Below are 26,036 nucleotides of genomic sequence, written 5' to 3' on the forward strand. Positions count from 1 at the left end.
GCAGCTCCGCTCAGCCCCGCAGCTCGGCCTCCACGAAGCGCCGCAGGTGGCGGCGGGCGTCGGCCACGTTCAGGGCCGGGACCTGGCGGAGGCGGCGCAGGGCGAGGCCGTCGGCCAGGGCGGAGAAGCGGTGGGCGAAGTCGGCCGGGTCGTCGCAGCGGAAGTCGCCCTCGGCCCGGCCCCGTTCCACCAGGGCCCGGATCTCGCCGTGCCAGCTCTCGTACCGCTCGGCCTGGCCACGGGCGAAGGTCTGGTCCCGCTCGCCCGCGTTCCAGTAGTCGAACCACATCCGCCAGTGCCGGTCCGTGTCCTCCGTGAAGAGCGCGTCGATGAGCAGCCGCAGCCCCTCCGCGCCGCTGGTGGCCTGCCCCGCGGCGTCGCTCAGCGCGGCGTAGTAGCGCTCGATGTGCAGCACCATCGCCTCGGAGAGGACTTCCTGCACGCTCTCGAAGTGGTACGTGACCGTGCCGACCGAAACCCCGGCCGCGGCCGCCACCTCGCGCACCCCCACCGCCTTGGTGCCGCGCTCCGCGATGAGCGGCACCGCGGCCTCCACGATCAGCCGGCGGCGCACCTCGGTGGGCTGCCGGGTGCGGGCGGAGGCGGCGACGGCGCGGCGCGGCGGGCGGCGTTCGGATCGGGACGTCACGCGGACGTCCTCGGTGTGGTGCGGTGCCATGCGCGCGTGGCCACTGTCTCTCCGTTCGCCCGTGCCTCGATGCTGCTGTCCATGATGAATTCCTCCGCCGTGGCCCGCAGTTCCATGGCGGTGACGACCTCCGCCGCCCAGTCCCCGCGCCGCAGCCGGATGGTCCACCGAGAGCTTGCCATGGCCGACAGCGGATCGCCGGAGCGGATCCGGTAGGTCTCGCGGGCGCTCTCCTCGTAGCGCAGTCCGTCCGGGTAGGTGCGGGAGCCGCCGTAGTTGGGGTCCACCTCCAGCACATACTCCCCCGTGGCGACGTCGTGGGTAATGGTGCGTTCGGGGCGGGGTTCGGCGGGCGGATCGACGGTCACGGGGAGCGGCGGGGCCTGCTCGGGCTCCTCGAAGGTGATCGGCGGGCGGGCCGCGTCGGCGCCCGGATCCCGTACGGGCAGCAGCAGCGCGCTCTGGCCGGGGCGTACGGTCAGTTGGCCGCGCTCGCCGTGCGGCCAGACCCACGGCCAGTACGCGTCGGAGACCGCGACCCTGACGCGGTGGCCGGGCGGGAAGGCGTACCCCGTGGCGTTCAGCTCGAACTCCACGTCCTCGTACGTCCCCGGCCGCCACTCCACCGCCTGCTCCCGGCCATGCCGGGACATCAGGTTGAGCACTCCACGGGTGACCAGGGTGGAGGAGCCGTCGGGCGCCACATCGCAGACCCGGGCGATGACATGGGCGCGCGGGGTGGCGCTGTCCAGCCGCAGCCGTACGCGGGGGCGGCCCAGGATCTCCACCCGCCCGTCCAGCGGCGCCGAGTCGAAGCAGACCGAACGGCCGTCCTCCTCGCGCTGGTCGGGCGGCAGATCGGTGGCGTTGCCGAAGGGGAAGAAACGGCCGGCGTCCAGCCCGGTGTGGAGCGGCGAGCGCACGATCACCGGCTCGTCGGCCGAGCCGCCGAGGGGGCGCTCGTCCCAGCTGACGGACGGCGAGGGCCAGGTGTCCTCGCCGACCCAGCGGCCGGGCATCGTCTCGTACGAGGTGGCGGGCGGTACGGGGTCGTTGATCCAGGTGCGGAGGACCGGCTCGTCCAGCACGCCGGTCGGCTCGTCCTTGAGCCAGTGGTCCCACCAGCGCAGGGTCTCCTGGAGGAAGCCGATCGCCGGGCCCGGGGGCAGCCCCCGGTCCGGGTACTGGTGCGACCAGGGGCCGATCAGCCCCCGTACGGGCGCGTCGAGGTGCTCCAGCAGCCGCAGCACGGTGTCCCGGTACGGATCGGCCCAGCCGCCGACCGCGAGCACGGCGGCCTCGATCGCGCCGTAGTCCTCGCAGACGCTGCCGTGCCGCCAGTAGTCGTCCCGCTCCTGGTGGGCGAGCCAGGTGTGCAGATACGGCTCCAGCGCGTCCAGCCGCTCCCGCCACATGGGCAGCCAGCGGTCCTCACCGACGGAGGTGGGGTGCGGGGGGCGGGCGGTGAACGCGAGCATCGTCCCGGCCCACGCGAGCATGTCGATGCCGAGGACGGCGCCGCCGGTGTAGTGGACGTCGTTGTCGTAACGGTCGTCCGTGGAGCAGACGGTGACGATCGCCTTCAGCGGGGCGGGGCGGAGGGCGGCGATCTGGAGCGAGTTGAAACCGCCCCAGGAGATCCCGAACATCCCCACCTTGCCGGTGCACCAGGGCTGGCGCGCGAGCCAGTTGACGACGTCGACGCCGTCGGCGAGCTCGGTCGCCGTGTACTCGTCGAGCATCACGCCCTCCGAGTCCCCGCTGCCGCGCAGATCGACCCGTACGGAGGCGTAACCGTGTCCGGCGTACCAGGGGTGACGCTGCGCGTCGCGCGGGGCGGTCCAGTCGCTCTTGCGGTACGGAAGGTACTCGAGCAGGGCGGGAACGGGGGCGGTCCCGGCGTCCGCCGGCCGCCATATGCGGGCGTGCAGCCGCGTCCTCCCGTCCCGGGTGGGGATCCACACGTCCTCGACCAGCACCTCACGGTCGAACGTCTCGCGGTACTTCACGCTGCTCCTTGCTTGGTGTTGCGGGTGCTGGTGTGGGTGCGGGTGCGGGTACGCCTGCGGCGGGCAACTCCCCCACCCCGCCCCTTCCCGAAACCGGGGACGCCGCCCCGGCCCCCGCTCCTCAATCGCCGGAGGGGCTTGGTCTGCCCCAGAGGCGCCACCCCCGGCTCCCCCTCCTCAAACGCCGGAGGGGCTTGGTCCGCCCCAAAGGCGCCACCCCCGGCTCCCCCTCCTCGAGCGCCGGAGGGGCTGGAGCGTTGTGGGCAATCGTCCGCGGGGCGGGACGGGTGGGCACAACCCGGCCACCGGCGTGCGGTCGGCGGCGATACCTCGGGGGGCAGCTCTTGGGGCGGAGCCCCAGCGGGGGCCGGGGCCGGCCCCGGGTTCGGGAAGGGGCGGGTGGGGGCTAGCCACGCGCCGCCCGCCAGCGTCGCACCCGGTGGCCACCGCCCAACTCGTCCCAGAGCGCCCCCGGCTCCACCGCGTCCTCCCAGGCCTCGGCCGCCTCTACGGCGGCCTCCGCGTCCGGGTCGGGTTCGAGGGCGGCGGCGATCAGTTCGCGGGTGTACGGGTGTCCCGGAGCCGCGAAGACCGCGTCCGTCGGGCCCTCCTCCACCACCACCCCGTGCCGCAGCACCACCACCCGGTCCGCGATCCCCCGCACCACCGCCAGGTCGTGGCTGATGAACAGGCAGGCCAGTTCACGCTCCCGGCGCAGGTCGTCCAGCAGGCACAACACATCGGCCTGTACGGACACATCCAGCGCCGTCGTGATCTCGTCCGCGATCAGCAGATCGGGCTCACCGGCCAGCGCCCGGGCGATGCCGATGCGCTGGCGCTGGCCCCCGGAGAGCTGGGCGGGGAGCCGGTCGGCGAAGTCGGGGTCGAGGCGGACGTCGGCGATCAGCTGACGGGCGCGCGACGCCGCCTCGCCCCGCGACCCGGCCGTACCGAAGAAGCGCAGCGGCCGCCGTACCGCGTCGCCCACCGAGCGCCGCGGGTTGAGCGAGGTGTCGGCGTTCTGGAAGACGAGCTGGACGGTGCGGCGCAGGGCGAGCGGGCGCCGCCGCGCGGGAGCACCCAGGTCGCCATCACCACCGGACGAGCCATCGGACGAGCCACCGGACCGGCCAGCGGACCGGCCACCGGACGTGGCCTTCATCGTCCCGCCCGACGGCACCCGCAACCCCGCCAGCGACCACGCGATCGTCGACTTACCGCTCCCCGACTCGCCCACCAGCGCCAGCACCTCACCGCGCCGCACGCTGAAGGAGACCCCGTCCACGGCACGGCTCGCCCCGTAGTCGATCGTCACCTCCCGCACGTCGACCACGTCCACCACGTCCACCGCACCCACCGCGTCCACCGAGCCCGCCCTGGGCCGGATCTCCCGCGTACCGTCCTCCCCCACCACCGCGAGCCCCGCGTCCGCGATGCGCGGGACGCTGGCCAGCAGCCGGCGGGTGTACGGGTCGGCGGGGGCGGCGAAGAGACGGCGGGTGGGGGCGGCCTCGACGACCCGCCCGGCGTTCAGCACGCACACCTCGTCGGCCATCCGCGCGACCACGCCCAGGTCATGGCTGACCAGGACGGCGGCAAGGCCGAGTTCCTCGCGGAGGGCGCCGATCAGGTCCAGCACCCCGCGCTGGGTGATCACATCGAGACCCGTCGTGGGCTCGTCCAGCACCAGCACCTTGGGCCGGGCCGCGATCGCCATGGCGATGGCGACACGCTGCTGCTGCCCGCCGGAGAGTTCGTGCGGATAGCGGCGGGCGAGCTGACGCGGATGGGGCAGCCGCACCTGCTCCAACAGGTCCGTGACGGGCACCTCGCCGCCCGCCTCCGCGATCTGCCGTCCGATCCGCATGGACGGCGTCAGGGCGTGGCCCGCGTTCTGCGCGACCATCGCGACCGTACCGCCGCGCAGCCGCCGCAACTCCCGCGCGGACAGCGCGAAGACGTCGTCCCCGTCCACCGCGACACGCCCGCCCGTGATCCGGGAGCCATGCCGCAGATGTCCCAGAAGCGTCGCGGCGACCGTCGACTTGCCGCTGCCGGACTCGCCGACCAGGGCCAGCGTCCGGCCGGGGCTCACCTCCAGCGACACCTCCTGGACGACGGGCACCTCGCCGCCGCCCGAGCGGTACGCCACGGACAGCTTGTCCACCGACACGATGGGGGCCTTCGGCGACGTGGTCATCAGACACCCTCCCTGATCCGGTCCACGCCCCACGCCTTGGACAGGCCGTCGGCCGCGAGGTTGAGCCCGACCACCATCGTGGCCAGGCCGATGATCGGCGCCAGGCTCGCCATCGGCACCACGGTGATCGCGGTGCGGTTCTCCGAGACCATCAGCCCCCAGTCCGGAGTGGGCGGATCCGCGCCGAAGCCGAGGAACGACAGCGAGGAGATCAGCAGCACCACCCATGACGCCCGCATCGCGAACTCGACGCACACCACATCGCTGATGTTGGGCAGCACCTCGCGCCGCAGAATCGCCCAGGTGGACTCGCCCCGGGCGCGCGCCGCGGTGACGTAGTCCTGCGGCACGACGGCGAGCGCGGCGCCCCGCACCACCCGCACCACCTGGGGCACGCAGACGACGGCGATGGCCAGCACGATGACCGAGGACCCGGTGCCCAGCGCCGTGACGATCACCAGCAGGACGAGGATCGCGGGGATGGACAGCACCGCGTCCAGGACGCGCATGACCACATCGTCCAGCCAGCCGCCGCGCAGCGCGGCGGCGCAGCCGAGGACGGTGCCCAGGGCGATGGTGATGAGGGTCGCGGTGACCGAGACGCCGAGCGCGTACCGCCCGCCGTACAGCACCCGGGTCAGCACATCGCGGCCGTACTGGTCGGTGCCCGCCCAGTGGTCGGCGCTCGGCCCGAGCAGCGCGTGCGAGGCGTCGCCGGTGGTGGGGTGGTACGGGGTGAGCAGCGGGGCGAGCAGCGCGACCACCACATGAACGGCCACGATCGCGAGCCCGATGACGGCCGGGCGGGAGGAGCGCACCGTGCGCCAGGTGCGGGCGGCGAGGCCGGGCCGTACGGGCGCGGGCGGCGGCGTGCCCGCGCCCGCGCTCGCGGCGGACGACGGGGCCGCGCCCACGGGCTCCTTCACGGAACTCATCGGATCCTCCCTCCTCGGGTGCGGAGCTTGGGGTTGAGGGCCATGGACCCGAGGTCGGCGGCGAGGTTGCAGACGACGTAGACGACCGCGCTGATGAGGGCGATGGCCTGGATGACCGGCAGATCTCGGTTCTGCACGGAGGTCAGCATCAGCTTCCCGATACCGGGATAGTTGAAGACGTTCTCGACCACGGCGACGCCGCCCACCAGCCACGCCACATTGAGCGCGATGACGTGCAGCGTGGGCAGCAGGGCGCTGGGCAGCGCGTGCCGGGTGACCACGCGCCAGGTGGTCAGCCCCTTGAGCCGGGCCGTGGTGACGTACTCGCTCGCCATGACGTCGATCACCGAGGTACGGGCCATCCGCACGATGTACGCGGCCATGACGATCGCGAGCGCGGCGGCGGGCAGCCACACCGCCGGGAGCAGCTGCCCGAACCCGGCCCCCGGCCCGTACAGCACCACGGCGGGAAGCACCGGCACGGTGACGGAGAAGGCGAGCACCAGCACCGTGGCCACGACGAATTCGGGGACACTCATCCCGACCAGGCTGACCGTGGAGATCAGATGGTCCGGCCAGCGGTCGCGGTAGAGCCCGGCCACGACGCCGAGCACGACCGAGCCGGTGACCGCGAAGAGGACGGTGACGACGGCGATCAGGGCGGAGTTGCCGAGGTACTGGGCGACCTCGCCGCCCACCGGCTTGGTGGTGACGAGCGAGGTGCCGAAGTCGCCGTGCAGCGCGCCCTTGATCCAGTCGGCGTACCGCTCCCAGGCGGGCTGGTCGAGACCCATCTGCTTGCGCAGCGCGGCGACCGCGTCGGGGGTGGCGTCCCGGCCGAGCACCTGCGTGGCGACATCGCCGGGCAGCGCCTGGACGGCCAGGAAGACCATGACCGAGGAGAGCAGCAGGGTGCCGAGCGCGGCGACCACACGGCGGAGGAGGAAAGAGATCATCACGCCCCCTTCAGCCCGATGTGGAGGTAGTCGAACTCGAAGCCGTGCTCGGCGTAGCCGCGCACCTTCCGTGAGATCCCGACGAGCCGGTCGGCGAACATCGGGGTGATCGCCCCGCCCCGCTCCACGACGAGCGTCTGCGCCTGTCCGTACAGCTCGCGCCTGCTGCCCTCGTCGATCTCCCGGCGGGCCCGGTCGAGCAGCGCGTCGAACTCCTTGTCGGACCAGGCGGTCTCGTTGTACGAGGAGCCGCCGCGGAAGACCTGGTTGAGCAGCTGGTCGACGGGGCGCCCGGTGTACCAGTAGGTGGCCATGAGCGGCTTCTTCATCCAGATCTGGGTGTAGTACGAGTCCGCGGCCGCGGTCTTGACCCGGATCCGGATGCCCGCGCGCCCGGCCGACTCCTGGTAGGCGAGGGCCATGGGCGTGAAGATCGGGTCGTACGAGGAGGTGTAGAGGTCCACCGCCAGCCGCTCGTGCCCGGCCCGCTTCAGCAGATGGCGGGCCTTCTCGGGGTCATGGGCGGGGTGGGTGGCGATATGGGTGGGGTCGGTGGGCGGGACGGGGTTGTCCCAGCCGGCCGTGCCCGCGCCCTGGAGGGCGGCCTTCAGGATGTGCGCGGGGTCGTAGGCGAGCTTCATCGCCTGCCGCACCCGCGGATCGGTGAAGGGCTTCTCGGTGGTGAGCATCGGCAGCACGTACCACTGGGCGTTCTCGGCGCGGGCGATGGTGGCGCGGTCGGAGGCGGCGACGACCCGGGCGGTGGCGAAGTCGAGATTGGTCTGGGAGAGCAGATCGACCTGCCCGGCGAGCAGGGCGTTGGAGCGGGCCTGCATATCGGCCACGGTGTAGAAGTCGATCGCGTCCAGGACCGGGCGCCCGGCCCAGTGGTCGGCGTAGGCGGTGACCCGGCCGGGCCCGGCGGCGGTGAAGGAGGCGAGCCGGAAGGGGCCGGTGCCGATGCCGGTGCGGCCGATGGAGCCCGCGCTGCCCTCGGGCACGACGTAGCAGTTGTAGTGGGTGAGCAGGCTGGGGAACTCGGCGTGCGGGCTCTTCAGCGGGACGACGAGGGTGTGGGCGTCGGGGGTGCGCAGCCTCCCCGGGTCGACCAGCGGGGACAGCACCGGGGCCTGCGGGGACGCGGTCGCCTTGGCGAGGATGTGGCGCAGGGTGTACGCGGCGTCGGCGGAGGTGAAGGCGCGGCCGTCGTGGAAGGTGACGCCGCGGCGCAGCCGGAAGGTCCAGGTGGTCGCCTTGGCGTCGGGCTCCCAGAACTCGGCGAGGTCGGGGGCGACGGTGCCGTCGGGCGCGATCCGGACCAGGCGGTTGTAGAGCGCGCCGAGGTATTCGTACGCGGACAGCGCGCTCGCCGGGTCGAGGGTCTCGGCGTCGGAGGCGGGCGGCCGGGCGATGCGCAGGGTGCCGCCGCGGTCGGGCCGCCCGGCCGGGCCGTGGGTGGGCACGGCCCTCGACGGGGAGGCGGAGGCGGCTCCCGAGCAGCCGGTCAGCGCGGCGGAGCCGCCGAGCGCGGCGACGGCCGCCGCGGCGGTGGTGAGCACCGACCGCCGCGGTATCCCGGCCGCGGCGGGGGCTGTGCGGTGGGAGATCTCGGACATCAACGGGGACATGAACGGGTGGCACCCTTCCCTTATTCGTTCAGTGGAACGATTGGGTGAAGTGCGTGAACGATAGCCACGCAACCCGTTCGGGCCAACCCTTCTTTCGCGGAAATTAACACCGGAAACAGACTTGTTATCCCGCGCGACGTGCCGCTCCGGGGGCGGCGCACGGGATCGCGGCCGCCACCGCCCGGCGCCCCTGTACACCGTCCACGTGGCGAAAAACACCGAGCGGCCCCGGATACACCGCCGTAAGGTGGCCGACATGCAGGTGATCCAGTCCACGAAGCTCGCCAACGTCTGCTACGAAATCCGTGGCCCGGTGCTCGAGGAGGCGATGCGGCTGGAGGCGGCAGGACACCGCATCCTCAAGCTCAACACCGGAAATCCGGCGACCTTCGGCTTCGAATGCCCCCCGGAAATCCTCGAGGACATGCTCCGGAACCTCGGCGACGCCCACGGCTACGGCGACGCGAAGGGCCTGCTGTCCGCGCGGCGCGCGGTGATGCAGCACTACCAGACCCAGGGCATCGACCTCGACGTCGAGGACATCTTCCTCGGCAACGGCGTCTCGGAGCTGATCCAGATGTCGATGCAGGGGCTGCTGGACGACGGCGACGAGGTCCTCGTCCCGGCCCCCGACTATCCGCTGTGGACCGCCGCGGTCTCGCTCGCCGGCGGCACCGCCGTCCACTACCGCTGCGACGAGCAGTCGGACTGGCTGCCGGACCTCGCCGACATCGAGCGCAAGGTCACCGACCGCACCAAGGCGCTCGTCATCATCAACCCGAACAACCCCACGGGCGCCGTCTACGGCGAGGAGATGCTGCGCGGCCTCACCGACATCGCCCGCCGCCACCAGCTGATCGTCTGCTCCGACGAGATCTACGACAAGATCCTCTACGACGGCGCCACCCACACCCCGACCACCGCCGTCGCCCCGGACCTGCTGACCCTCACCTTCAACGGGCTCTCCAAGGCGTACCGGGTGGCGGGCTACCGCAGCGGCTGGCTCGCGGTCTGCGGCCCGAAGTCGCACGCCTCCAGCTATCTGGAGGGGCTGACGATCCTGGCCAATATGCGGCTGTGCGCCAATATGCCGGCGCAGCACGCGGTGGCCACGGCGCTCGGCGGCCGTCAGTCGATCAACGACCTGGTGCTCCCGGGCGGCCGGCTGGTGGAGCAGCGGGACACGGCGTACGAGCTGCTGACCCAGATCCCGGGCGTCAGCTGCGTGAAGCCCAAGGGCGCGCTGTACGCGTTCCCCAAACTGGACCCCAAGGTCTACAAGATCAAGGACGACCGGCAGATGGTCCTGGATCTGCTACGGGCCGAGAAGATCATGATCGTGCACGGCACGGGGTTCAACTGGCCCGAGCCGGATCACTTCCGCATCGTGACGCTGCCCGCCAAGAAGGATCTCGCCGACGCGGTGACCAGGATCGGGAACTTCCTGGACGGATACGGCCAACCCTGATCTTTTAGTTGCTGCTCAACTTTAGACAGAGTCTAAGTTAGGATGGCCTCCTCACCTCTTGGAGGCCATCCATGTACGAACCGATCCGCACCAAGTCGGTCCACAGCATGGCCGAGCCCAAGCCCGACTTCCCGCACCGCTCCCGCGAGGAAGAGCTGGACATCCGGCTGGCCGGACATCTGACCGCACTGCTCACCGTGACGGACGAGCTGCGCACCCTCACCCCGGACCCCACCCTCGACGACGCCGCCCAGCGCCTCGCCGAGCAGGCCACCCGTCTGCGCGACGGCCACGCCCCGCTGCGCGCGGCCCCCACGGCGGCGGCCACGGACCCGGCGCATATCGCCGCCCTCCACCAGCGCGCCCACACCCTGGCCGGATGGGCCCTGGTCGTGGCCACGTCCCGCGACGACACGGCGGCCACGACGCTGGCAGCCGAGCGCATGCGCTCCCACGCGACCGCCCTGGGGCTGGCGGCCTGAGCGGATCCCTGGGGCTGGCGGCCTGAGCGGCCCCCCTGGGGCTCGCGGCCTGAGCCCCTCGGCCGCCGACGTGAGCTGACAGCCGGAGAGGAACGCACGGCCGGGGCCCGCACCCGAAGGCGCGGGCCCGGCCCACGGAGCGGGGTGAGCGGGGTGGCTCAGCCCAGGCGCTTCACCAGCGCGTGGTACTCGTCCCACATCTCCTTGGGCGTGTGCTCGCCGAAGGTGTTGAGGTGGTCCGGCACCAGCCCGGCCTCATCGCGCCAGACCTCCTTGTCGACCGTGAGCAGCAGCTCGAGCGAGGCCTCGTCGAGGTCCAGACCGTCGGTGTCCAGCGCCTCGGGCGTCGGCAGCACCCCGATCGGGGACTCCACGCCCTCGGCCTTGCCGTCCAGCCGGTCGACGATCCACTTCAGCACCCGGCTGTTCTCGCCGAAGCCCGGCCAGACGAAGCGCCCGTCGGCGTCCTTGCGGAACCAGTTGACGTAGTAGATCTTCGGCAGCTTGGCGGCGTCGGCTTTCTTGCCGACCTCCACCCAATGCGCCATGTAGTCGCCCATGTTGTAGCCGCAGAACGGCAGCATGGCGAACGGGTCCCGGCGCAGCTCGCCGACCTTGCCCTCAGCCGCGGCGGTCTTCTCGCTCGCCACGTTGGCGCCGAGGAAGACACCGTGCTGCCAGTCGAAGGACTCGGTCACCAGCGGAACGGCGCTGGCCCGGCGGCCGCCGAAGAGGATCGCCGAGATCGGCACGCCCTTGGGGTCCTCCCACTCGGGCGCGATGATCGGGCACTGCCCGGCGGGCACGGTGAAGCGGGCGTTGGGGTGGGCCGCGGGCGTCTCGCTCGCCGGGGTCCAGTCGTTGCCCTTCCAGTCGGTCAGATGGGCGGGCGGCTCCTCGGTCATGCCCTCCCACCACACATCGCCGTCGTCGGTGAGCGCCACGTTGGTGAAGACCGAGTTCCCCCACAGGGTCTTCATCGCGTTGGCGTTGGTGTGCTCACCGGTGCCGGGCGCGACACCGAAGAAGCCCGCCTCGGGGTTGATCGCGTACAGCCTGCCGTCCTCGCCGAACCGCATCCAGGCGATGTCGTCGCCGATCGTCTCGACCGTCCAGCCGGGGATGGTCGGCTCCAGCATCGCGAGGTTGGTCTTGCCACACGCGCTCGGGAACGCCGCTGCCACGTACTTGGCCTCCCCGCGCGGCGGGGTGAGCTTGAGGATCAGCATGTGCTCGGCGAGCCAGCCCTCATCCCGCGCCATCACCGAGGCGATGCGCAGGGCGTAGCACTTCTTGCCGAGCAGGGCGTTGCCGCCGTAGCCGGAGCCGTACGACCAGATCTCCCGCGACTCCGGGAAGTGCGAGATGTACTTGGTCGGGTTGCACGGCCAGGGCACATCGGCCTGCCCCGGCTCCAGCGGGGCGCCGAGGGTGTGGACGGCCTTGACGAAGAAGCCCTCGTCCCCGAGGACGTCGAGGACCTCCTGCCCCATGCGGGTCATGGTGCGCATGGAGACCGCCACGTAGGCGGAGTCGGTGATCTCGACGCCGATCGCGGAGAGCGGCGAGCCGAGCGGGCCCATGCAGAAGGGCACCACGTACATGGTCCGGCCGCGCATCGAACCCCGGAAGACGCCCTGCTCCCCGGCGAAGATCTCGCGCATCTCGTCGGGGTGTTTCCAGTGGTTCGTCGGGCCCGCGTCCGCCTCCTTCTCGGAGCATATGAACGTACGGTCCTCGACGCGCGCCACATCGCTCGGATCGGACGCGGCGTAGTACGAGTTGGGGCGCTTGATCGAGTCAAGGCGCTTGAAGGTGCCCTTCTCGACGAGCTCCGCGCACAGGCGGTCGTACTCCGCCTCGGAGCCGTCGCACCACACCACCCGGTCCGGCTGGGTGAGGGCGGCGATCTCGCCGACCCAGGAGACCAGCTCCTGGTGGTTCGTGGGGCTCGGGGTGGTCGTGAGGGAGGAAGCCACATTGCTGGGCGCCACGATCGCTCCATCCCGCCGGAACCGCACTCGCTCCGGCGTCTTGATTGAGGGTTTGGACGGATATGTGCACTCATATCCGTTTATGGAGACAGCTACCCCTTGGGGGCTGCGACCCGGATGCTCAGCTCATCCGGTGCCGACCGCGCTCATTTGATCATCCGACTGTACGAGCCATCTGTCCAGTGGGCGCCCTGGTGACCATCACCACTCGACATGGACCGGTAACTTACGGTGGCGTAGGTAGCATGAGCGCCATGACTGCCGCCGCGCCCGATGCCGCCGTTGACAATCCCCCAGGGCCCCAAGCGGCCCCGCCGCTCCCACTGAAGCCGATGCTGCGCGGCTGGCTGCACGCCGGAATGTTTCCCGCGGCGCTGGTCTCGGGTGTGGTGCTGACAGCCCTCGCCGACAGCCCGCGCGGGCGGCTGGCCTGCGCCATCTACACCCTCACCGCATGTGCGCTGTTCGGCACCAGCGCCCTTTACCACCGCGGCAATTGGGGACCGCGCACCGCCGCGGTGCTGCGGCGGCTGGACCACGCCAATATCTTCCTGATCATCGCGGGCACCTATACGCCCTTCACATTGCTGCTCCTGCCACACGGCAAACAGCAGTTGCTGCTGTGGCTGGTGTGGGCCGGGGCGCTCGCCGGAATCGCCTTCCGGGTCTTCTGGGTCGGCGCCCCGCGCTGGCTGTACACCCCGTGCTACATCGCGCTGGGCTGGGCGGCCATCTTCTTCCTGCCCGACTTCCTGCACACCGGCGGTATCGCCGTGATGACGCTGATCGTCGTCGGCGGGCTGCTCTACAGCGTGGGCGCGGTGATCTACGGCACCAAGCGCCCGAATCCCTCACCCCGCTGGTTCGGCTTCCACGAGGTGTTCCACAGCTTCACGCTGGCCGCCTTCGTCGTGCACTACGTCGGCATCTCCCTGGTGGCCTACCAGCACGCCTGACAGACATTTTCTGATTGACAGCCCACACCTTTTGAGAGTTACCGTCACTTGACGGTAACTCTCGGTGTGTGCCATGCCCGCTGCCCCGGGTCCGCGCCCGGACCCGCGCCTGGCCCCACGGCCGGACCCGCGCCCGGACCCAGGTCGCTAAGCAGGTCGGAGGAAGTCCACTACGGTTCGGGCAGCGCCCCGAAGGGGCCTCGGCCCTCCACGCCGACATCGGCGACCGGTCGGCACCCGGCTCGACACCACCGGGCTGCCGCCCGCCGCGGCCGCAGCCGCGGACGGCTCGGTGGTCGCGGCCCACGCGGTGGCCGAACGGCTCGGCGATCCGCACCTCGCCGCCTCGGCGGACGCCGCGTTCGTCCACGGCATGGACGTGGCGCTCCTGGTGACCGCGTTCACCTCCCTCGCGGCGGCGGCGCTGGTCGCGATCCTCCTGCCGCGTACGGTCCCCGCCGATCAAGGCGCCATGGTCCAGGAGACCGCCGATACCCGACAATGAGATCCATGGCTTCCGCACGTACGACGTCCGCGCGGCCCAAGCTGGGGCTGCGCGAACGCAAGAAGATCCAGACCCGGCAGGCGATCCGGCGCGCCGCCTACCGGCTGTTCACCGAGCAGGGCTACGACGCGACCCCGGTGGACCGCATCGCGGAGGCCGCCGATGTCTCCCCCAGCACCGTCTTCCGCTACTTCCCCACCAAGGAGGACATCGTCCTCTCCGACGAGTACGACGATGTCCTGCTCGCCGCGCTCCGGGACCGGCCGCTGGACGAACCGCCGGTCGCCTCGCTGCGGCGCGTCCTGCTCGACCTGTTCCGGCAGTTCGCCGGTGACGAGCGGCAGGAGATGCTGGTCCGCCTCACCCTGATCCGCCAGGTGCCGGGGCTGCGCGCCCGGACGAGCGAGAGCATGTCCCGGACCGGCGCCCTGCTCGCCGAGGTCCTGGCCGAGCGCAGCAACCGGTCACCGGAGGACTTCGAGGTGCGGGTCGTGGTCGGAGCCGTCCTGGGCGTCCTCCAGGAAGCGCTCTTCCACTGCGCCGACCAGAGCGCGGCGGAGGACGCGGCGATGGCGGCCATGGAGGAAAGCATCGACCGCGCCTTGGACATGCTGTCCCAGGGCCTCCCGCTGTAACGGCGCCCCGGCGCACGGCCGCCCGCCAACGCCCCCCGGTCAACCCCCCAGCTTGGCCGTCAGGGCCTCGACGTCGGCCGTGGGTGCGTCGCAGGTGAAGCCGCGGCAGACGTAGGCCGCCGGGCGGCCCTCCAGGAGGGGGCGGTCCTGGAGGAGCGGGACCTCGCCGGAGCCGGGCTCGCCGACCGCGACGACCGCCCCGGGGGCGGTGGCGAGCAGCGCGGCGCGGTGCAGGGCGCGGGTCGCCGGATCGTCGCCGGGGCCGACCACGGCCACCTCGCGCGGCCCGTCGAGCCGGGCCTCGGCCACGGCCAGGCCCCAGCCGATGAAGCGGGGCACCCGGGAGCCGAGGGCCCGCACCACGGCGAGGGCGCGCTCGGCACCCTCCCGATGGCGCGCTCCGCCGGTGATGGCGGCGTAGGACAGCAGGGCCCCGGCGGCGGCCGTCCAGCCGGACGGTGCCGCGTTGTCCGTCGGGTCCTGGGGGCGGCGGATGAGCGTCTCGGCGTCATCGGCGGTGTCGAACAGCGTGCCGTCCTCATCGGTGAACCGGCTCAGCACGGTGTCCAGGAGCAGCCCGGCGAACTCCACCCAGGCACCGTCGCCGGTGACGGCGGACAGCGCGAGGAAGCCCTCGGCCACGTCCCCGTAGTCCTCGAGCACGCCCGCGTGGCCGCCCGCGGTGCCGTTGAGCGAGGTGCGGGCCAGCCGCCCGCGCTGGTCCATGTGGATGCGGACCAGCAGCTCGGCGGCCTCGGTCGCGGCGTTCACCAGGTCGGGGCGGTCGAAATAGGCGCCGGTCTCGGCGAGCGCCGCGATGGCCAGCCCGTTCCACGCCGCGACGATCTTGTCGTCGCGGCCGGGGCGGGCCCGCAGCTCCCGGGCGGCCAGCAGTCGCTCCCGTACGGAGGCGACCCGGGTGGCGTCCGTCAGCCGCTCCCCGTCGGGCAGCTGGAGCACGGAGGCCCCGTGCTCGAAGGTGCCCTCGCGCGTGACGCCGAAATACCCGGCGGCGAACTCCGCGTCGGCCTCCCCCAGCACCTCCCTCAGCCGCTCGGGGGTCCACACGTAGTACGCGCCCTCGACATGCCTGCCGGTGCCGTCGTCACTGTCGGCGTCCAGCGCGGAGGCGAAACCGCCCTGTGGGGTGCGCAGCTCGCGGACCATGAAGTCCGCCGTCTCCAGGGCGACTCGGCGCGCGAGGTCCGAGCCGGTGGCCCGCCACAGATGGGCGTACACCCGGCACAGCAGCGCGTTGTCGTACAGCATCTTCTCGAAGTGGGGCACGGTCCAGGTGGCGTCGACGGAATAGCGGGCGAAACCGCCGCCGAGCTGGTCGTAGATACCCCCGCGGGCCATCGCCTCGCAGGTGGCCGACACCATCTGGAGCGCGCCCTCGGAGCCGGTGCGGGCATGGTGGCGGAGCAGGAACTCCAGCGCCATGGACGGCGGGAACTTCGGCGCACCGCCGAACCCGCCGCGGGTGGCGTCGAACTCGCGGGTCAGGGCCATGAGCGCGCTGTGCAGATCCTCCTCGCCCGGCGGCTGCGGCGCGTCAGAGCCCAGGGCGATACCGCCGCGCTGGGACAGGTCCTCCACGATCCGGCCGGCGACGTCCCGCACCTCGTCGCGGCGGTCCGACCAGGCGGCGCTCACCCCCTCCAGCACCTGCCGGAAGGACGGCATCCCGGGCCGGGGGCGGGGCGGGAAGTACGTGCCGAAGTAGAACGGCTGGGCCTCCGGGGTCAGGAAGACCGTCATGGGCCAGCCGCCCTGGCCGGTGGCGGCCTGCACCGCCTCCATGTACACCGCGTCGACGTCCGGCCGCTCCTCGCGGTCGACCTTCACGGAGACGAAGTGGGCGTTGAGGTAATCGGCGGTCTCCTTGTCCTCGAACGACTCGTGCGCCATGACATGGCACCAGTGGCAGCTCGAATAGCCGACGCTCAGCAGCACGGGCACCCCGCGGCGACGCGCTTCCTCGAACGCCTCGTCCGACCACGGCCACCAGGCGACCGGGTTCTCGGCGTGTTGGAGCAGATAGGGGGACGTTTCGTGCGCCAGACGGTTCGGCATGGCTCCATCCTCCCCCACCCGACGAGACAGGCGAAGTTATCCACAGGGGAGTTATCCACAGGACTGCCGGATAAGAGCCAGAAACGGAAGACTGATGGCACTGCTGCAAGAGGGGGATCACCATGCCGGCGTCACAGGCGGTGCTGCGGGACAGCCACCGGACGGAAGTCGAGCGGCTGCTGTCGCGGGCCGTGGAGGAGGAGGTGCGCCGCTCGGGCGGGCGCACCGACGGCGGTGTGCTGCTCAGCCGGGCGCGCGGCGCGCTCGACGAGATGACCGCCGCCGCCGCGGAGGAGTACGGGGCGTATGTGCGCGCGCTGGACGAGTCGGACGCGGGCAGCAGACCGCTCTCCGCCCGGCTGTCGCGCGGGCAGCTGGGCACCCCGGCGCTGGCCGCGGCGGTCGCCGCGGTGGCGGCCTTCGGCGCCGATCTCGGGTACGGCACCTCGGCGGGCACGGCGCTGGGCGCGGGGGTCACGGCCGCCGTGGCCGGGTCGGCCGCCGCCGTCGTCAAGCTCACCGCGGGCCACTGGCCGGCCGCCCACCGCCAGGCCGCGCTGCGCAACCAGCCCGGTGGCGCCGAGCAGTTGCGGCTTCAGTGGCTCACGGCGGTCGAGGTGCGGGGCATCCGGCCGTTCATCGACCAGCACCGGATGACCACGGCCGCCACCCGCCAGGGCGTCGGTTCGGCGAAGCGCTCCGCCTCCGCCACCGGGCAGCCGAAGCTGCGCGGCGCGGACCGCAGCCAGGCGGCCCGCAGGCGCACCGTGCTGGAGCAGTCCTTCGCCCATCTCCCCGAGGCGGACGGCCCGTTCGCCGGGCGCCATGCGCAGATCACACAGATCGCGCAGTGGGTGCGGCAGGCCCGCGCGTCCACCGAGACCAAGCCCACGGTGGTGCTGCTGGAGGGCCCGCCGGGCTCCGGCCGGACCATGCTGGCCGTGCGGGCGGCCCACCATCTGCGCGATGAGTTCCGGGGCGCTTGCCTGGTCGATCTGCGCGGCGACAGCCCCGAGCAGGCCCCGCTGCCCACCCGCGACGCGCTGCTGCATCTGCTGAACCGGCTCGGCGCACCCCGTGACCAGCTGCTCTTCCGGGAGCGCTCCTCGCAGGACCAGCACATCAGACGGCTCACCGAGCTGTATCACCAGTATCTGACCGGGCTGCCGGTCACCATCGTGCTCGATGACGCCCGCGACGCCGAGCAGGTGCGCACGCTGATCCCCGAGCGGTCCGACGGCCTGGTCCTGATCACCTCGCGCACCCCGCTCGGCCTGCCGGACGACCTCGCCGCCTGGGTGCACCGGATCGAGGTGGGCCCGCTGGACGAGCCGGGCGCCGAGGAGCTGCTGCGGGCCTCCGCCGAGGAGCCCACCGGCGCGGGCCCCTACGACGGGCAGTCCGTGGAGCGGATCGCCGAGCTGTGCGGGCGGCTGCCGCTGGCGCTGCGCATCGCGGGCTCCGCGCTCGGCCCCCGCTCCCCCGCCGCCCTGGTCACCGACCTGGAGGCGTACGGCCCGGTGGGCGCGATCGAGCGCACCCTGTGGCTGCGCTACACCGACCAGCAGGAGGGCGCCAGGCGGCTGCTGCGCCGGCTGGCGCTGGCCGGGCGGGCCAGCCTGGGCGGCGCGGCGGCCGCGGCGCTGCTGGACGCCGATGAGCAGGAGGCCGGCCGCCATCTGGCGGCGCTCGGCCGGGCCGGGCTGATCCAGCATGTGCGCGGCAGCCGCTACCGCCTCCATGACCTGGTGCGCTCCTTCGCCCACGCCCGGCTGCTGGACGAGGAGCAGCCGGAGCAGCGCACCGCCGCGCAGGAGCGGCTGATCCGCAGCTATGCCGAGCTCGCGGACTCGGTGATCCGGCTGGTCGACGGCAAGACCTCCACCCGGGCCGACATCTTCGGCAAGGGCGCGGCCCATGGCTTCGCCTCGCTGGACGCGGCGCTGCGCTGGCTGGACGACGAATCGAGCTTCATCACCGCCGCGCTGCGCCATGCCGAGGGCGTGGACCAGTCAGCGGTGCTCCACCTCCTGGGCGCCCTGTGCGACTACTGCCTGCTGCGCGGCGACCTCTACCGGCTGGGCGAGATCAGCGAGCTCACCCAGGCCGTCGACCAGGGGCTGCTGATGCGGTCCGTGCAGTGGCGCACCGGTATCGCGGCCCGCCAGCTCGGCGAGCTGGACCAGGCCCGCACCACGCTCTCCTCGGTGGTGGACCTGTATTTCGAGGCCCAGCACCAGGCGGGCGCGGCCCGCGCCCTGTGCAGTCTCGGCATCACCCTGCACCACCAGGGCAATCTCGTGGAGGCCGCGGCGAAGCTGCGCGAGGCGCTGGAGCTCCAGCGGGCCGAGGAGCTGCGCGGCGACCGGGCCTGGACGATGCACGCCCTGGCGGCGGTGGAGCGTGACCGCGGCGGGCTGGCCGAGGCGCTGGAGCTGCTGGGCGAGGCCCTGGAGCTGCACCAGGAGAGCGAGAGCCTGCACGGTCAGGCGTGGGCGCACTTCCAGCTGGGCCAGGCATGTCTGCGGATGGGCGATGTGGAGCGCGCCGAGACCGAGCTGGGGGAGGCGCTGGAGGCCTACAGCCGCACCCATGACCAGCGCGGTGAGGCATGGGCGCTCACCCAGCTCGCCCGGGCCCGGCTGGTGGCCGGGGAGGCGTCCACGGCCGTCGACCAGCTGCGCCAGGCCCTCGCCCGCCACCGGGAGAACGAGGACGCGCGGGGTGAGGCATGGACGCTGTACTACCTGGGCCAGGCGCTGGAGGAGCGCGGCGACCACGACTCGGCGGTGCGCGAGCTGGAGCGGGCCCGCACGATGTTCAGCCGGATGCGGGATGTGTACGGGCTGGCGTGCGCCCGGCATCACTCGGCGCGGGTCACCCGCGATCTGCGGGCGGCGCAGACGGGCTCGCTGCGCAACAGCGGCTTCGCCCGGCAGCTGCTCCAGGACGCGCGGCAGGACTTCCGCCGGGTGGGCGTGGCCCATGGCGAGGCCTGGTCCTGTGTCGAGCTGGCGGTGATCGACGCGGGAAACGGCAAGGCGGCGCAGGCCCTGGAGCTGGTGGACGAGGCGGCGGTGCTGTTCGCGGGGTACGGGGACCGGCGCGGCCGCTCCTGGGCCCGGTTCCTGCGCTGCACCCTGCTGCCGTTCGCCTCCGCGGGTGGCTCGGTGATCGGCACGGCGGTGGCCCAGGAGGAGCTGGCGGAGCTGCTGCGGGAGATGCGCGAGGAGGGCACGGCAGGCGATTCCCGGCTGGAGGGGTGCGCGGAGGCGTTCGCGCTGGTGCTGGAGCGCGGCGTCGAGCCGGAGACGGGGTGGCAGGCATGGCAGCTCGGCATGGTGCCGAGCCGCCACTCGCGCGAGGTCATGGCCGTGCTGCCGGACCGGCCTCGCGCCTAGCCGCTCCGCGGGAAGTGCCGCGAAATGCCGTCGTGCGTCTGCGGCCGCATCGTGGCTGGTCGCCCACGCGGCGGAGCCGCATATCGACACAGCCCCGCGCCCCTTCGGGGCGCACCCGAACCGCACCGGACTTCAATGAGGCGGCTTGGGGAGTCCGGCCGGGTCGTGACCGGGCGCGGAGCCCCGCTCGCGCGGGACACGCGGTCAGGCCCGGCCAGGGGTCAGGCCGTGCGCTCCTCGCCCTTGGCGCCCTTCGCGCCCTTGGCGCCTTCGGTGGAGGCGGCCGCCGGAGCCTTGCCGGGCTCCTCAGGCGCCTCCTCGAAGTTCACCCGCTTCATGTGCTTGTTCATGGACTTCATCAGCAGCCACACCGCCCCGCCGATCACGGCGAAGACGATGAAACCGAGGACGCCCGGGGTCACCTTGTTCTCGTCCAGGTCCTTGGCGAGCGGGACGAGATGCGTCATGGCGAGGGTGCTGGTGGCGCTCATCATGGGCTCAATTGTTGCGGATGCCCGCGAAGAGGTCGTCCTCGGGGAGGGAAGTGTCCACGAGCGACTTGGCGAGCTCGTACTCCTCGGTGGGCCAGACCTCCTTCTGGATGTCCATGGGCACCCGGAACCAGCCGCCGTCGGGGTCGATCTGCGTACGGTGCGCGATCAGCGCCTTGTCACGGATCTCGAAGAAATCGGCGCAGGGCACATAGGTGGTCAGGGTGCGCTCCGGCCGCCCGAACGTCTTCCAGCGCTCCAGCCACTCCGCGTACGGCGAGTCCAGCCCGCGGGCCAGCAGCGCCTCGTGCAGCGCCACGGTGCGCGCCCGGTTGAAGCCCTGGTTGTAGTAGAGCTTCTGCGGCTGCCAGGGCTCGCCCGCCTCCGGGTACTTCTCGGGGTCACCGGCCGCCTCGAAGGCCACCATCGAGATCTTGTGGGTCATGATGTGGTCTGGGTGCGGATAGCCGCCGTTCTCGTCATAGGTGGTGATCACCTGCGGCTTGAACGTGCGGATCAGCTTCACCAGGGGCTCCGCCGCGGCCTCCACGTCCTGGAGTGCGAAGCAGCCCTCGGGCAGCGGCGGCAGCGGATCGCCCTCGGGCAGTCCGGAGTCCACGAAGCCCAGCCACTCCTGCTTGACCCCGAGGATCTGGCGCGCCTCGTCCATCTCCTTGGAGCGGACCTCGTGAATGTGCTCCTCAATGTAGGGGTCACCCTGGAGCTTGGGGTTGAGGATGGAGCCGCGCTCACCGCCGGTGCAGGTGGCGACCAGCACGTCCACCCCCTCGGACACGTACTTGGCCATGGTGGCCGCGCCCTTGCTCGACTCGTCATCCGGGTGCGCGTGCACGGCCATCAAACGCAGCTGCTCAGTCAAGTTCGATCCTCAGTGATTCGTCGTGGAAGACGGCTTCTATAGTGACCTAAACCGGGGACGAATAATTCCGATCTCTCCCCCAGCAGGAGGAACGCCGATGGCCGCGGTGCGCGAGGGGCTGCCCGACGGGCGTTACGGCCGGTCCGCGGACGCGCGTGCCGACCGGACGCTGAAGATCGTCGGCGCCGTGCTCGGTGCCGGGCTGCTGGCCCTGATCGCGTGGTTCGGGTACGACTACATCGCCGGTCAGGACGTCAGCGGCCGGTTGACCGGTTTCAAGGTGGTCGCCGACGACGCCGTCGAGGTCCGGCTGGAGATCTCCAAGGAAAAGGACGCGACCGGTGTCTGCACGGTGCGTACCCTGGACAAGTACCACGACGAGGTGGGCCGGAAGGACTTCACCTTCGGCCAGCGCCAGGAGGACATGGTCAAGGTCGTGACCGTACGGACCACGGCCCGGGCGACCAGCGCCGAGTTGATCGACTGCGCGCCCGTTCGATAACCGAACAGGACGTGTCGGGCGGCTGCCCCGATCTGACCAGCGCTGACGCGTTTCCTACGCATTGCGCCCGGTTCCCTCCTCCCCGTTTCTTGCCGGAATTGTTAGGCTCGTGGTTTCGCCCGGCGACGAAGGCGCACCCTTCTGAGTAGGGCGTTCATTTGTATTCCCAGTACCGACGAGGAGCACCTGTGACCCAGACCAGCGAGAACGTCACCTGGCTGACCCAGGAGGCGTACGACCAGCTCAAGGCGGAGCTGGAGTACCTGTCGGGTCCCGCACGTGTCGAGATCGCGAAGAAGATCGAGGCTGCCCGGGAGGAGGGTGACCTCCGGGAGAACGGGGGTTACCACGCCGCCAAGGAGGAGCAGGGCAAGCAGGAGCTCCGAGTGCGTCAGCTGACGCAGCTCCTGCAACAGGCGAAGGTCGGCGAGGCACCCGCGGACACCGGCGTGGTCGCCCCCGGCATGGTGGTCACCATCGCCTTCGACGGCGACCCCGACGACACCCTGACGTTCCTGCTCGCCTCCCGTGAGTACGCGAGCGCGGACGTCGAGACCTACTCGCCGCAGTCCCCGCTGGGTTCGGGCGTGAACGGCAAGAAGGTCGGCCAGGACGCGGAGTACGAGCTCCCCAACGGCCGCACCGCCTCGGTGCGAATCCTCGAGGCCAAGCCCTACCAGGGCTGAACGCCCGGTGTGGAGCCCCGGCCGAACGGCCGGGGCTCCCCCGCGCCCCCGGGCCCCAGCCCCCTGGTCCCGTACTCGCGGAAGAACCGGTCAGGCGGTAGCCGAGCGGTACTTGCGCACCGCCAGCGTCCGGAAGACCACGATGATCAGGGCCGAGTAGATCAGCGAGGCCCAGACCGGATGCTGCATCGGCCAGGCGCCGGACCGGGACAGACCGGGGTCACCGAAGAGCTGACGGCACGCCTGCACGGTGGCGCTGAACGGGTTCCATTCGGCGATATGCCGCAGCCACGGGGTCATCTGGCTGGAGTCCACGAAGGCGTTCGAGATGAACGTCACCGGGAACAGCCAGATCAGACCGCCGGAGGTCGCCGCCTCCGGGGTGCGGACGGACAGCCCGATCAGCGCCCCGATCCAGGTGAAGGCGTATCCCAGGAGGAGCAGCAGACCGAAGCCGCCCAGGATCTGCCCGATGTTGGTCGAGTCCACGAAGCCGGGGCGCCAGCCCACGATGAGCGCGACGACGGCCAGCACCACCAGGGTGAGCGTCGTCTGCACCAGGTCGGCGAAGGTCCGGCCGGTGAGCACCGCGCCCCGGGCCATCGGCAGCGAGCGGAACCGGTCGATCAGCCCCTTGTGCATGTCCTCCGCGATCCCCGCACCCGCGCCCGCGGTGGCGAAGGTCACGGTCTGCGCGAAGATCCCGGCCATCAGGAAGTTCTTGTAGACGTCCGGGTCGGTGCTGTTGCCGATCTTCATCGAGCCGCCGAAGACGTACGTGAAGAGGATCACGAACATCACTGGCTGAACCAGCCCAAAGAGGACCATTTCGGGAATTCTGGTCATCCGGATCAGATTCCGTCGGGCGATGACCAGGGAATCGCTCATCGTGCTCATTTCGCCTCCCCCTTCCCGGCGCCATGGCCGGTGAGCGAGATGAATACGTCGTCCAGGGTCGGGCGGCGCAGCCCGATGTCGTCGATCTCGACACCGCGGGTGTCCAGTTCGCGGATGACCTCGGCGAGCAGCTTGGCGCCGCCCACGACCGGGACGGTGACCTTACGGGTGTGCTCCTGCACGGTCGTCTCGCCCTTGCCCAGGACCCGCAGCACTTCCTCGGCGGCCGCGATGTCCTCGCGCTCATGCACCACGACCTCCACGCGCTCACCGCCCGTACGGGCCTTGAGCTGGTCGGAGGTGCCGCGGGCGATGACCCGGCCGCGGTCGATCACACAGATGTCATGCGCCAGATGGTCCGCCTCTTCCAGATACTGCGTGGTCAGCAGCAGCGTCGTACCGCCGGCCACCAGCTCCTGGATGACCTCCCACAGCGCCTGTCTGTTGCGCGGGTCCAGACCGGTGGTGGGCTCGTCCATGAACATCACGGGCGGGCTGACCACCAGGGCCGCGGCGAGGTCCAGCCGTCGGCGCATCCCGCCGGAGTACGTCTTGGCGGTGCGGTCGGCCGCATCCGCGAGGCTGAACCGCTTCAGCAGCTCACTCGCGCGGGCCTTGGCCGCCCGCGCTCCCATCTGGTAGAGCTGGCCGACCATTTGGAGGTTCTCACGGCCGGTCAGATACTCGTCCACGGCGGCGAACTGGCCGGACAACCCGATGGAGCGACGGACCTCGTTGGGGTTCTTGAGCACGTCCACCCCCGCGACCACCGCCGTTCCGCTGTCCGGGCGCAGCAGCGTGGTGAGCACGCGCACCGCGGTGGTCTTGCCGGCGCCATTGGGGCCGAGCAGTCCGAGCACGGTTCCTTCCGGCACGTCGAGATCGACGCCGTCCAGAGCCTTTACGTCACCGAAGGTCTTCACCAGACCCTCGGCGTGAATAGCGCCTGGCATGTTGGCACTCCCGGGGTTGGGTCAGTTCCACACTCAATCAAGGCATAAGTCCGCCCATATGGGCAGCGCTCGGCAGCAACTGGACGGCAATCGTAACCGAGACGCGATACATCGCGACATACGCGAGGCGAACAAAATGAAGAAAGCGAGCTGCGAGCCGCGGGGCCCCTACCCCCGCGAGAGAAGCCCCGTTCCCGGGCTCCGGCTCGGACCCGTTACCGTCGTCAGGCCATCACCGTGTACCCGGCGCCGCGCAGCGCCTCCCGGACGTCCTCGCAGTGGCCCGGCCCCTTCGTCTCCAGGTGCAGCTCCACCTCGGCCTCGCTCAGCCCGAGCCGCGGGTTGGTGCGTACATGGCTGACGTCGAGCACATTGGCGTCCACGGTCGACAGCACCCCCAGCAGCGTGGCCAGCGCCCCCGGCCGGTCGGTGAGCCGCAGCCGCAGCGACAGATAGCGCCCCGCAGCGGCCATGCCGTGCCGCAGGATGCGCTGCATCAGCAGCGGATCGACATTGCCGCCCGAGAGCACCGCGACCACCGGCCCCTCGAAGGACTCCGGCGCCGACAGCAGCGCGGCCACCGGGCTCGCGCCCGCGGGCTCCACCACCAGCTTCGCCCGCTCCAGGCAGAGCAGCAGCGCGCTGGACAGCTCGTCCTCGGTGACCGTACGGACCTCGTCGACCAGGTTCTCGATGATCTGGAACGGCACATCGCCCGGCCGCCCCACCTTGATGCCGTCCGCCATCGTCACGGGCGCGTCGATCGTCACCGGCCGCCCGGCCGCCAGCGACGGCGGATACGCCGCGGCGCCCTCCGCCTGCACCCCCACCACCCGTACGTCCGGCCGCAGCGCCTTCACCGCCACCGCGATCCCGGCGGCCAGCCCGCCCCCGCCGATGCCCACCACCACGGTGCGCACCTCGGGACACTGCTCCAGGATCTCCAGCCCGACCGTGCCCTGCCCGGCGATGATGTCCGGGTGGTCGAAGGGGTGGATGAAGACCGCGCCCGTGCGCTCGGCGTACTCCTTCGCCGCCCGCATCGTCTCGTCCACGATCTGCCCGTACAGCCGCACCTCGGCGCCGTAGTCCCGGGTGGCGGCGATCTTCGGCAGCGGTGCGCCCTCGGGCATGAAGACCGTCGAGCGCACCCCCAGCAGCGAGGCCGCGAGGGCGACGCCCTGTGCATGGTTCCCGGCGCTCGCCGCAACCACCCCGGCCGCCCGCTCCTCGGGGCTGAGCCCCGCGATCCGCACATAGCCGCCGCGCAGCTTGAACGACCCGGTGCGCTGGAGGTTCTCGCACTTGAAGTGGACCGGCGCGCCGACCAGACCGGACAGATAGCGGCTGCCCTCCAGCGCGGTGAGCCGGGAGACTCCCGAGAGCGACTTCTGCGCGCCGCGGATGTCGTCGAGGGTGATCCTCGCCCCGGACCCGGTCCCGGACCCGGCCCCCTCGGAGGCGGAACGTCCGGATACGGATCCCTCGGGCCCGGACGGAGCCCCGGACGGAGACGCGGACGGAGACCCGGTCGCGGGGGCGGACGCAGGGGCGAGAGAGGCGGGAGGGGTGAGGTGCGAGGCCGGGCCGGACCCGGAGCCGGGCCCGTCCTCGTCGCCGTGTCGTGCAGCCATGGTCCCCAGTCTCGCAGCTCACCCCCGACAGACCCCGGCGGGCCGAGCCGGCGGCAGGGCCGGCCCTGGACCGGCGCCGGACGAGGGGCCGCCGACGGG

At 71.7% G+C, this 26,036-nt stretch carries 21 protein-coding genes; 8 read left to right on the forward strand and 13 right to left on the reverse strand.

Annotated features, from left to right (window positions below; all coding sequences use genetic code 11):
* Positions 1 to 10: 10 nt before the first annotated feature.
* The 6 genes from ACT2CW_RS12920 to ACT2CW_RS12945 all read right to left on the reverse strand — a co-directional run bounded on the left by ACT2CW_RS12920 (position 11) and on the right by ACT2CW_RS12945 (position 8,377).
* Positions 11 to 649 carry a TetR/AcrR family transcriptional regulator gene (locus tag ACT2CW_RS12920; RefSeq protein ID WP_445516614.1) on the reverse strand — a complete coding sequence of 213 codons (639 nt, stop codon included), beginning with the start codon at positions 647 to 649 and terminating at the stop codon, positions 11 to 13.
* Positions 646 to 2,658: a CocE/NonD family hydrolase gene (locus ACT2CW_RS12925; RefSeq protein WP_445516615.1), complete on the reverse strand. Its 2,013-nt coding sequence runs from the start codon at positions 2,656 to 2,658 to the stop codon at positions 646 to 648. The genes ACT2CW_RS12920 and ACT2CW_RS12925 overlap by 4 nt, the downstream gene beginning before the upstream one ends.
* A gap of 406 nt (positions 2,659 to 3,064) precedes the next feature.
* A complete protein-coding gene (locus ACT2CW_RS12930) occupies positions 3,065 to 4,858 on the reverse strand; it encodes an ATP-binding cassette domain-containing protein (RefSeq protein WP_445516616.1) in 1,794 nt (597 codons plus the stop codon).
* A complete protein-coding gene (locus tag ACT2CW_RS12935) occupies positions 4,858 to 5,793 on the reverse strand; it encodes an ABC transporter permease (RefSeq protein ID WP_445516617.1) in 936 nt (311 codons plus the stop codon). Before ACT2CW_RS12935 ends, ACT2CW_RS12930 begins: the two co-directional genes overlap by 1 nt.
* The gene (locus ACT2CW_RS12940; RefSeq protein WP_445516618.1) at positions 5,790 to 6,749 is read right to left on the reverse strand and encodes an ABC transporter permease; all 960 of its coding nucleotides are present in this window, start codon (positions 6,747 to 6,749) and stop codon (positions 5,790 to 5,792) included. Before ACT2CW_RS12940 ends, ACT2CW_RS12935 begins: the two co-directional genes overlap by 4 nt.
* Positions 6,749 to 8,377: an ABC transporter substrate-binding protein gene (locus ACT2CW_RS12945; RefSeq protein ID WP_445516619.1), complete on the reverse strand. Its 1,629-nt coding sequence runs from the start codon at positions 8,375 to 8,377 to the stop codon at positions 6,749 to 6,751. Before ACT2CW_RS12945 ends, ACT2CW_RS12940 begins: the two co-directional genes overlap by 1 nt.
* A gap of 256 nt (positions 8,378 to 8,633) precedes the next feature.
* Between ACT2CW_RS12945 and ACT2CW_RS12950 the strand changes: the two genes are divergently transcribed.
* Together ACT2CW_RS12950 and ACT2CW_RS12955 are read left to right on the forward strand one after the other, a co-directional pair.
* Positions 8,634 to 9,845: a pyridoxal phosphate-dependent aminotransferase gene (locus tag ACT2CW_RS12950; protein WP_138915945.1), complete on the forward strand. Its 1,212-nt coding sequence runs from the start codon at positions 8,634 to 8,636 to the stop codon at positions 9,843 to 9,845.
* Positions 9,846 to 9,916: 71 nt separating this feature from the next.
* A complete protein-coding gene (locus ACT2CW_RS12955) occupies positions 9,917 to 10,327 on the forward strand; it encodes an SCO4983 family protein (RefSeq protein ID WP_037950742.1) in 411 nt (136 codons plus the stop codon).
* Positions 10,328 to 10,485: 158 nt separating this feature from the next.
* Here the strand turns inward: ACT2CW_RS12955 and ACT2CW_RS12960 are convergent, their stop codons facing one another.
* Positions 10,486 to 12,321 carry a phosphoenolpyruvate carboxykinase (GTP) gene (locus ACT2CW_RS12960; RefSeq protein ID WP_445516620.1) on the reverse strand — a complete coding sequence of 612 codons (1,836 nt, stop codon included), beginning with the start codon at positions 12,319 to 12,321 and terminating at the stop codon, positions 10,486 to 10,488.
* Between the two features lie 254 nt (positions 12,322 to 12,575).
* Here ACT2CW_RS12960 and trhA point away from each other — a divergent pair, with 254 nt between their 5' ends.
* The 3 genes from trhA (at position 12,576) to ACT2CW_RS12975 (ending at position 14,417) form a co-directional block, all read left to right on the forward strand.
* Positions 12,576 to 13,277, forward strand: coding sequence for a PAQR family membrane homeostasis protein TrhA (gene trhA, locus ACT2CW_RS12965; protein ID WP_445516621.1), 702 nt, complete (start codon positions 12,576 to 12,578; stop codon positions 13,275 to 13,277).
* Between the two features lie 292 nt (positions 13,278 to 13,569).
* Positions 13,570 to 13,782, forward strand: a complete 213-nt coding sequence (locus tag ACT2CW_RS12970) for a hypothetical protein (RefSeq protein WP_445516622.1) — start codon at positions 13,570 to 13,572, stop codon at positions 13,780 to 13,782.
* Positions 13,779 to 14,417, forward strand: coding sequence for a TetR/AcrR family transcriptional regulator (locus ACT2CW_RS12975; protein WP_164428603.1), 639 nt, complete (start codon positions 13,779 to 13,781; stop codon positions 14,415 to 14,417). Before ACT2CW_RS12970 ends, ACT2CW_RS12975 begins: the two co-directional genes overlap by 4 nt.
* Positions 14,418 to 14,456: 39 nt before the next feature.
* Here ACT2CW_RS12975 and ACT2CW_RS12980 read toward each other — a convergent pair whose 3' ends face one another.
* Entirely contained in the window at positions 14,457 to 16,493 is a 2,037-nt protein-coding gene (locus ACT2CW_RS12980) for a thioredoxin domain-containing protein (RefSeq protein WP_445516623.1), read from the reverse strand.
* A 122-nt stretch (positions 16,494 to 16,615) separates the two neighbouring features.
* Between ACT2CW_RS12980 and ACT2CW_RS12985 the strand changes: the two genes are divergently transcribed.
* On the forward strand, positions 16,616 to 19,894 hold the full coding sequence (locus ACT2CW_RS12985; protein ID WP_445516624.1) for a tetratricopeptide repeat protein: 3,279 nt from the start codon (positions 16,616 to 16,618) through the stop codon (positions 19,892 to 19,894).
* Between the two features lie 221 nt (positions 19,895 to 20,115).
* On the opposite strand, the gene ACT2CW_RS12990 is transcribed toward ACT2CW_RS12985, so the two are convergent.
* Positions 20,116 to 20,385: a hypothetical protein gene (locus ACT2CW_RS12990; protein WP_182468663.1), complete on the reverse strand. Its 270-nt coding sequence runs from the start codon at positions 20,383 to 20,385 to the stop codon at positions 20,116 to 20,118.
* A 7-nt stretch (positions 20,386 to 20,392) separates the two neighbouring features.
* The gene (mca, locus tag ACT2CW_RS12995) at positions 20,393 to 21,265 is read right to left on the reverse strand and encodes a mycothiol conjugate amidase Mca (RefSeq protein WP_445516625.1); all 873 of its coding nucleotides are present in this window, start codon (positions 21,263 to 21,265) and stop codon (positions 20,393 to 20,395) included.
* 97 nt (positions 21,266 to 21,362) lie between these two features.
* Between mca and ACT2CW_RS13000 the strand changes: the two genes are divergently transcribed.
* Positions 21,363 to 21,767, forward strand: a complete 405-nt coding sequence (locus tag ACT2CW_RS13000) for a DUF4307 domain-containing protein (RefSeq protein WP_164428595.1) — start codon at positions 21,363 to 21,365, stop codon at positions 21,765 to 21,767.
* 188 nt (positions 21,768 to 21,955) lie between these two features.
* Complete coding sequence (greA, locus tag ACT2CW_RS13005) at positions 21,956 to 22,453, forward strand: transcription elongation factor GreA (protein WP_020868807.1); 498 nt, start codon at positions 21,956 to 21,958, stop codon at positions 22,451 to 22,453.
* Positions 22,454 to 22,543: 90 nt separating this feature from the next.
* On the opposite strand, the gene ACT2CW_RS13010 is transcribed toward greA, so the two are convergent.
* From ACT2CW_RS13010 to ilvA, 3 genes are all read right to left on the reverse strand, one after another.
* Positions 22,544 to 23,350: an ABC transporter permease gene (locus ACT2CW_RS13010; RefSeq protein WP_445516626.1), complete on the reverse strand. Its 807-nt coding sequence runs from the start codon at positions 23,348 to 23,350 to the stop codon at positions 22,544 to 22,546.
* Positions 23,347 to 24,303 carry an ATP-binding cassette domain-containing protein gene (locus tag ACT2CW_RS13015; protein ID WP_445516627.1) on the reverse strand — a complete coding sequence of 319 codons (957 nt, stop codon included), beginning with the start codon at positions 24,301 to 24,303 and terminating at the stop codon, positions 23,347 to 23,349. Before ACT2CW_RS13015 ends, ACT2CW_RS13010 begins: the two co-directional genes overlap by 4 nt.
* A gap of 224 nt (positions 24,304 to 24,527) precedes the next feature.
* Positions 24,528 to 25,937 (reverse strand): threonine ammonia-lyase, encoded by a 1,410-nt coding sequence (gene ilvA, locus ACT2CW_RS13020; protein ID WP_445516628.1) that lies wholly within the window; start codon positions 25,935 to 25,937, stop codon positions 24,528 to 24,530.
* Between the last annotated feature and the right edge of the window lie 99 nt (positions 25,938 to 26,036).

The organism is Streptomyces sp. NEAU-174 (genome assembly GCF_052665095.1).

What these genes read in the sequence shown, in the direction of transcription:
- ilvA (WP_445516628.1), bottom strand. Translation starts at nt 25,937, where the DNA reads ATGGCTGCACGACACGGCGACGAGGACGGGCCCGGCTCCGGGTCCGGC.
- ACT2CW_RS12935 (WP_445516617.1), bottom strand. Translation starts at nt 5,793, where the DNA reads ATGAGTTCCGTGAAGGAGCCCGTGGGCGCGGCCCCGTCGTCCGCCGCG.
- ACT2CW_RS12930 (WP_445516616.1), bottom strand. Translation starts at nt 4,858, where the DNA reads ATGACCACGTCGCCGAAGGCCCCCATCGTGTCGGTGGACAAGCTGTCC.
- ACT2CW_RS13015 (WP_445516627.1), bottom strand. Translation starts at nt 24,303, where the DNA reads ATGCCAGGCGCTATTCACGCCGAGGGTCTGGTGAAGACCTTCGGTGAC.
- ACT2CW_RS12975 (WP_164428603.1), top strand. Translation starts at nt 13,779, where the DNA reads ATGAGATCCATGGCTTCCGCACGTACGACGTCCGCGCGGCCCAAGCTG.
- ACT2CW_RS12980 (WP_445516623.1), bottom strand. Translation starts at nt 16,493, where the DNA reads ATGCCGAACCGTCTGGCGCACGAAACGTCCCCCTATCTGCTCCAACAC.
- ACT2CW_RS12950 (WP_138915945.1), top strand. Translation starts at nt 8,634, where the DNA reads ATGCAGGTGATCCAGTCCACGAAGCTCGCCAACGTCTGCTACGAAATC.
- ACT2CW_RS12990 (WP_182468663.1), bottom strand. Translation starts at nt 20,385, where the DNA reads ATGAGCGCCACCAGCACCCTCGCCATGACGCATCTCGTCCCGCTCGCC.
- ACT2CW_RS12955 (WP_037950742.1), top strand. Translation starts at nt 9,917, where the DNA reads ATGTACGAACCGATCCGCACCAAGTCGGTCCACAGCATGGCCGAGCCC.
- ACT2CW_RS13010 (WP_445516626.1), bottom strand. Translation starts at nt 23,350, where the DNA reads ATGAGCACGATGAGCGATTCCCTGGTCATCGCCCGACGGAATCTGATC.
- ACT2CW_RS12985 (WP_445516624.1), top strand. Translation starts at nt 16,616, where the DNA reads ATGCCGGCGTCACAGGCGGTGCTGCGGGACAGCCACCGGACGGAAGTC.
- ACT2CW_RS12945 (WP_445516619.1), bottom strand. Translation starts at nt 8,377, where the DNA reads ATGTCCCCGTTGATGTCCGAGATCTCCCACCGCACAGCCCCCGCCGCG.
- ACT2CW_RS12940 (WP_445516618.1), bottom strand. Translation starts at nt 6,749, where the DNA reads ATGATCTCTTTCCTCCTCCGCCGTGTGGTCGCCGCGCTCGGCACCCTG.
- trhA (WP_445516621.1), top strand. Translation starts at nt 12,576, where the DNA reads ATGACTGCCGCCGCGCCCGATGCCGCCGTTGACAATCCCCCAGGGCCC.
- ACT2CW_RS13000 (WP_164428595.1), top strand. Translation starts at nt 21,363, where the DNA reads ATGGCCGCGGTGCGCGAGGGGCTGCCCGACGGGCGTTACGGCCGGTCC.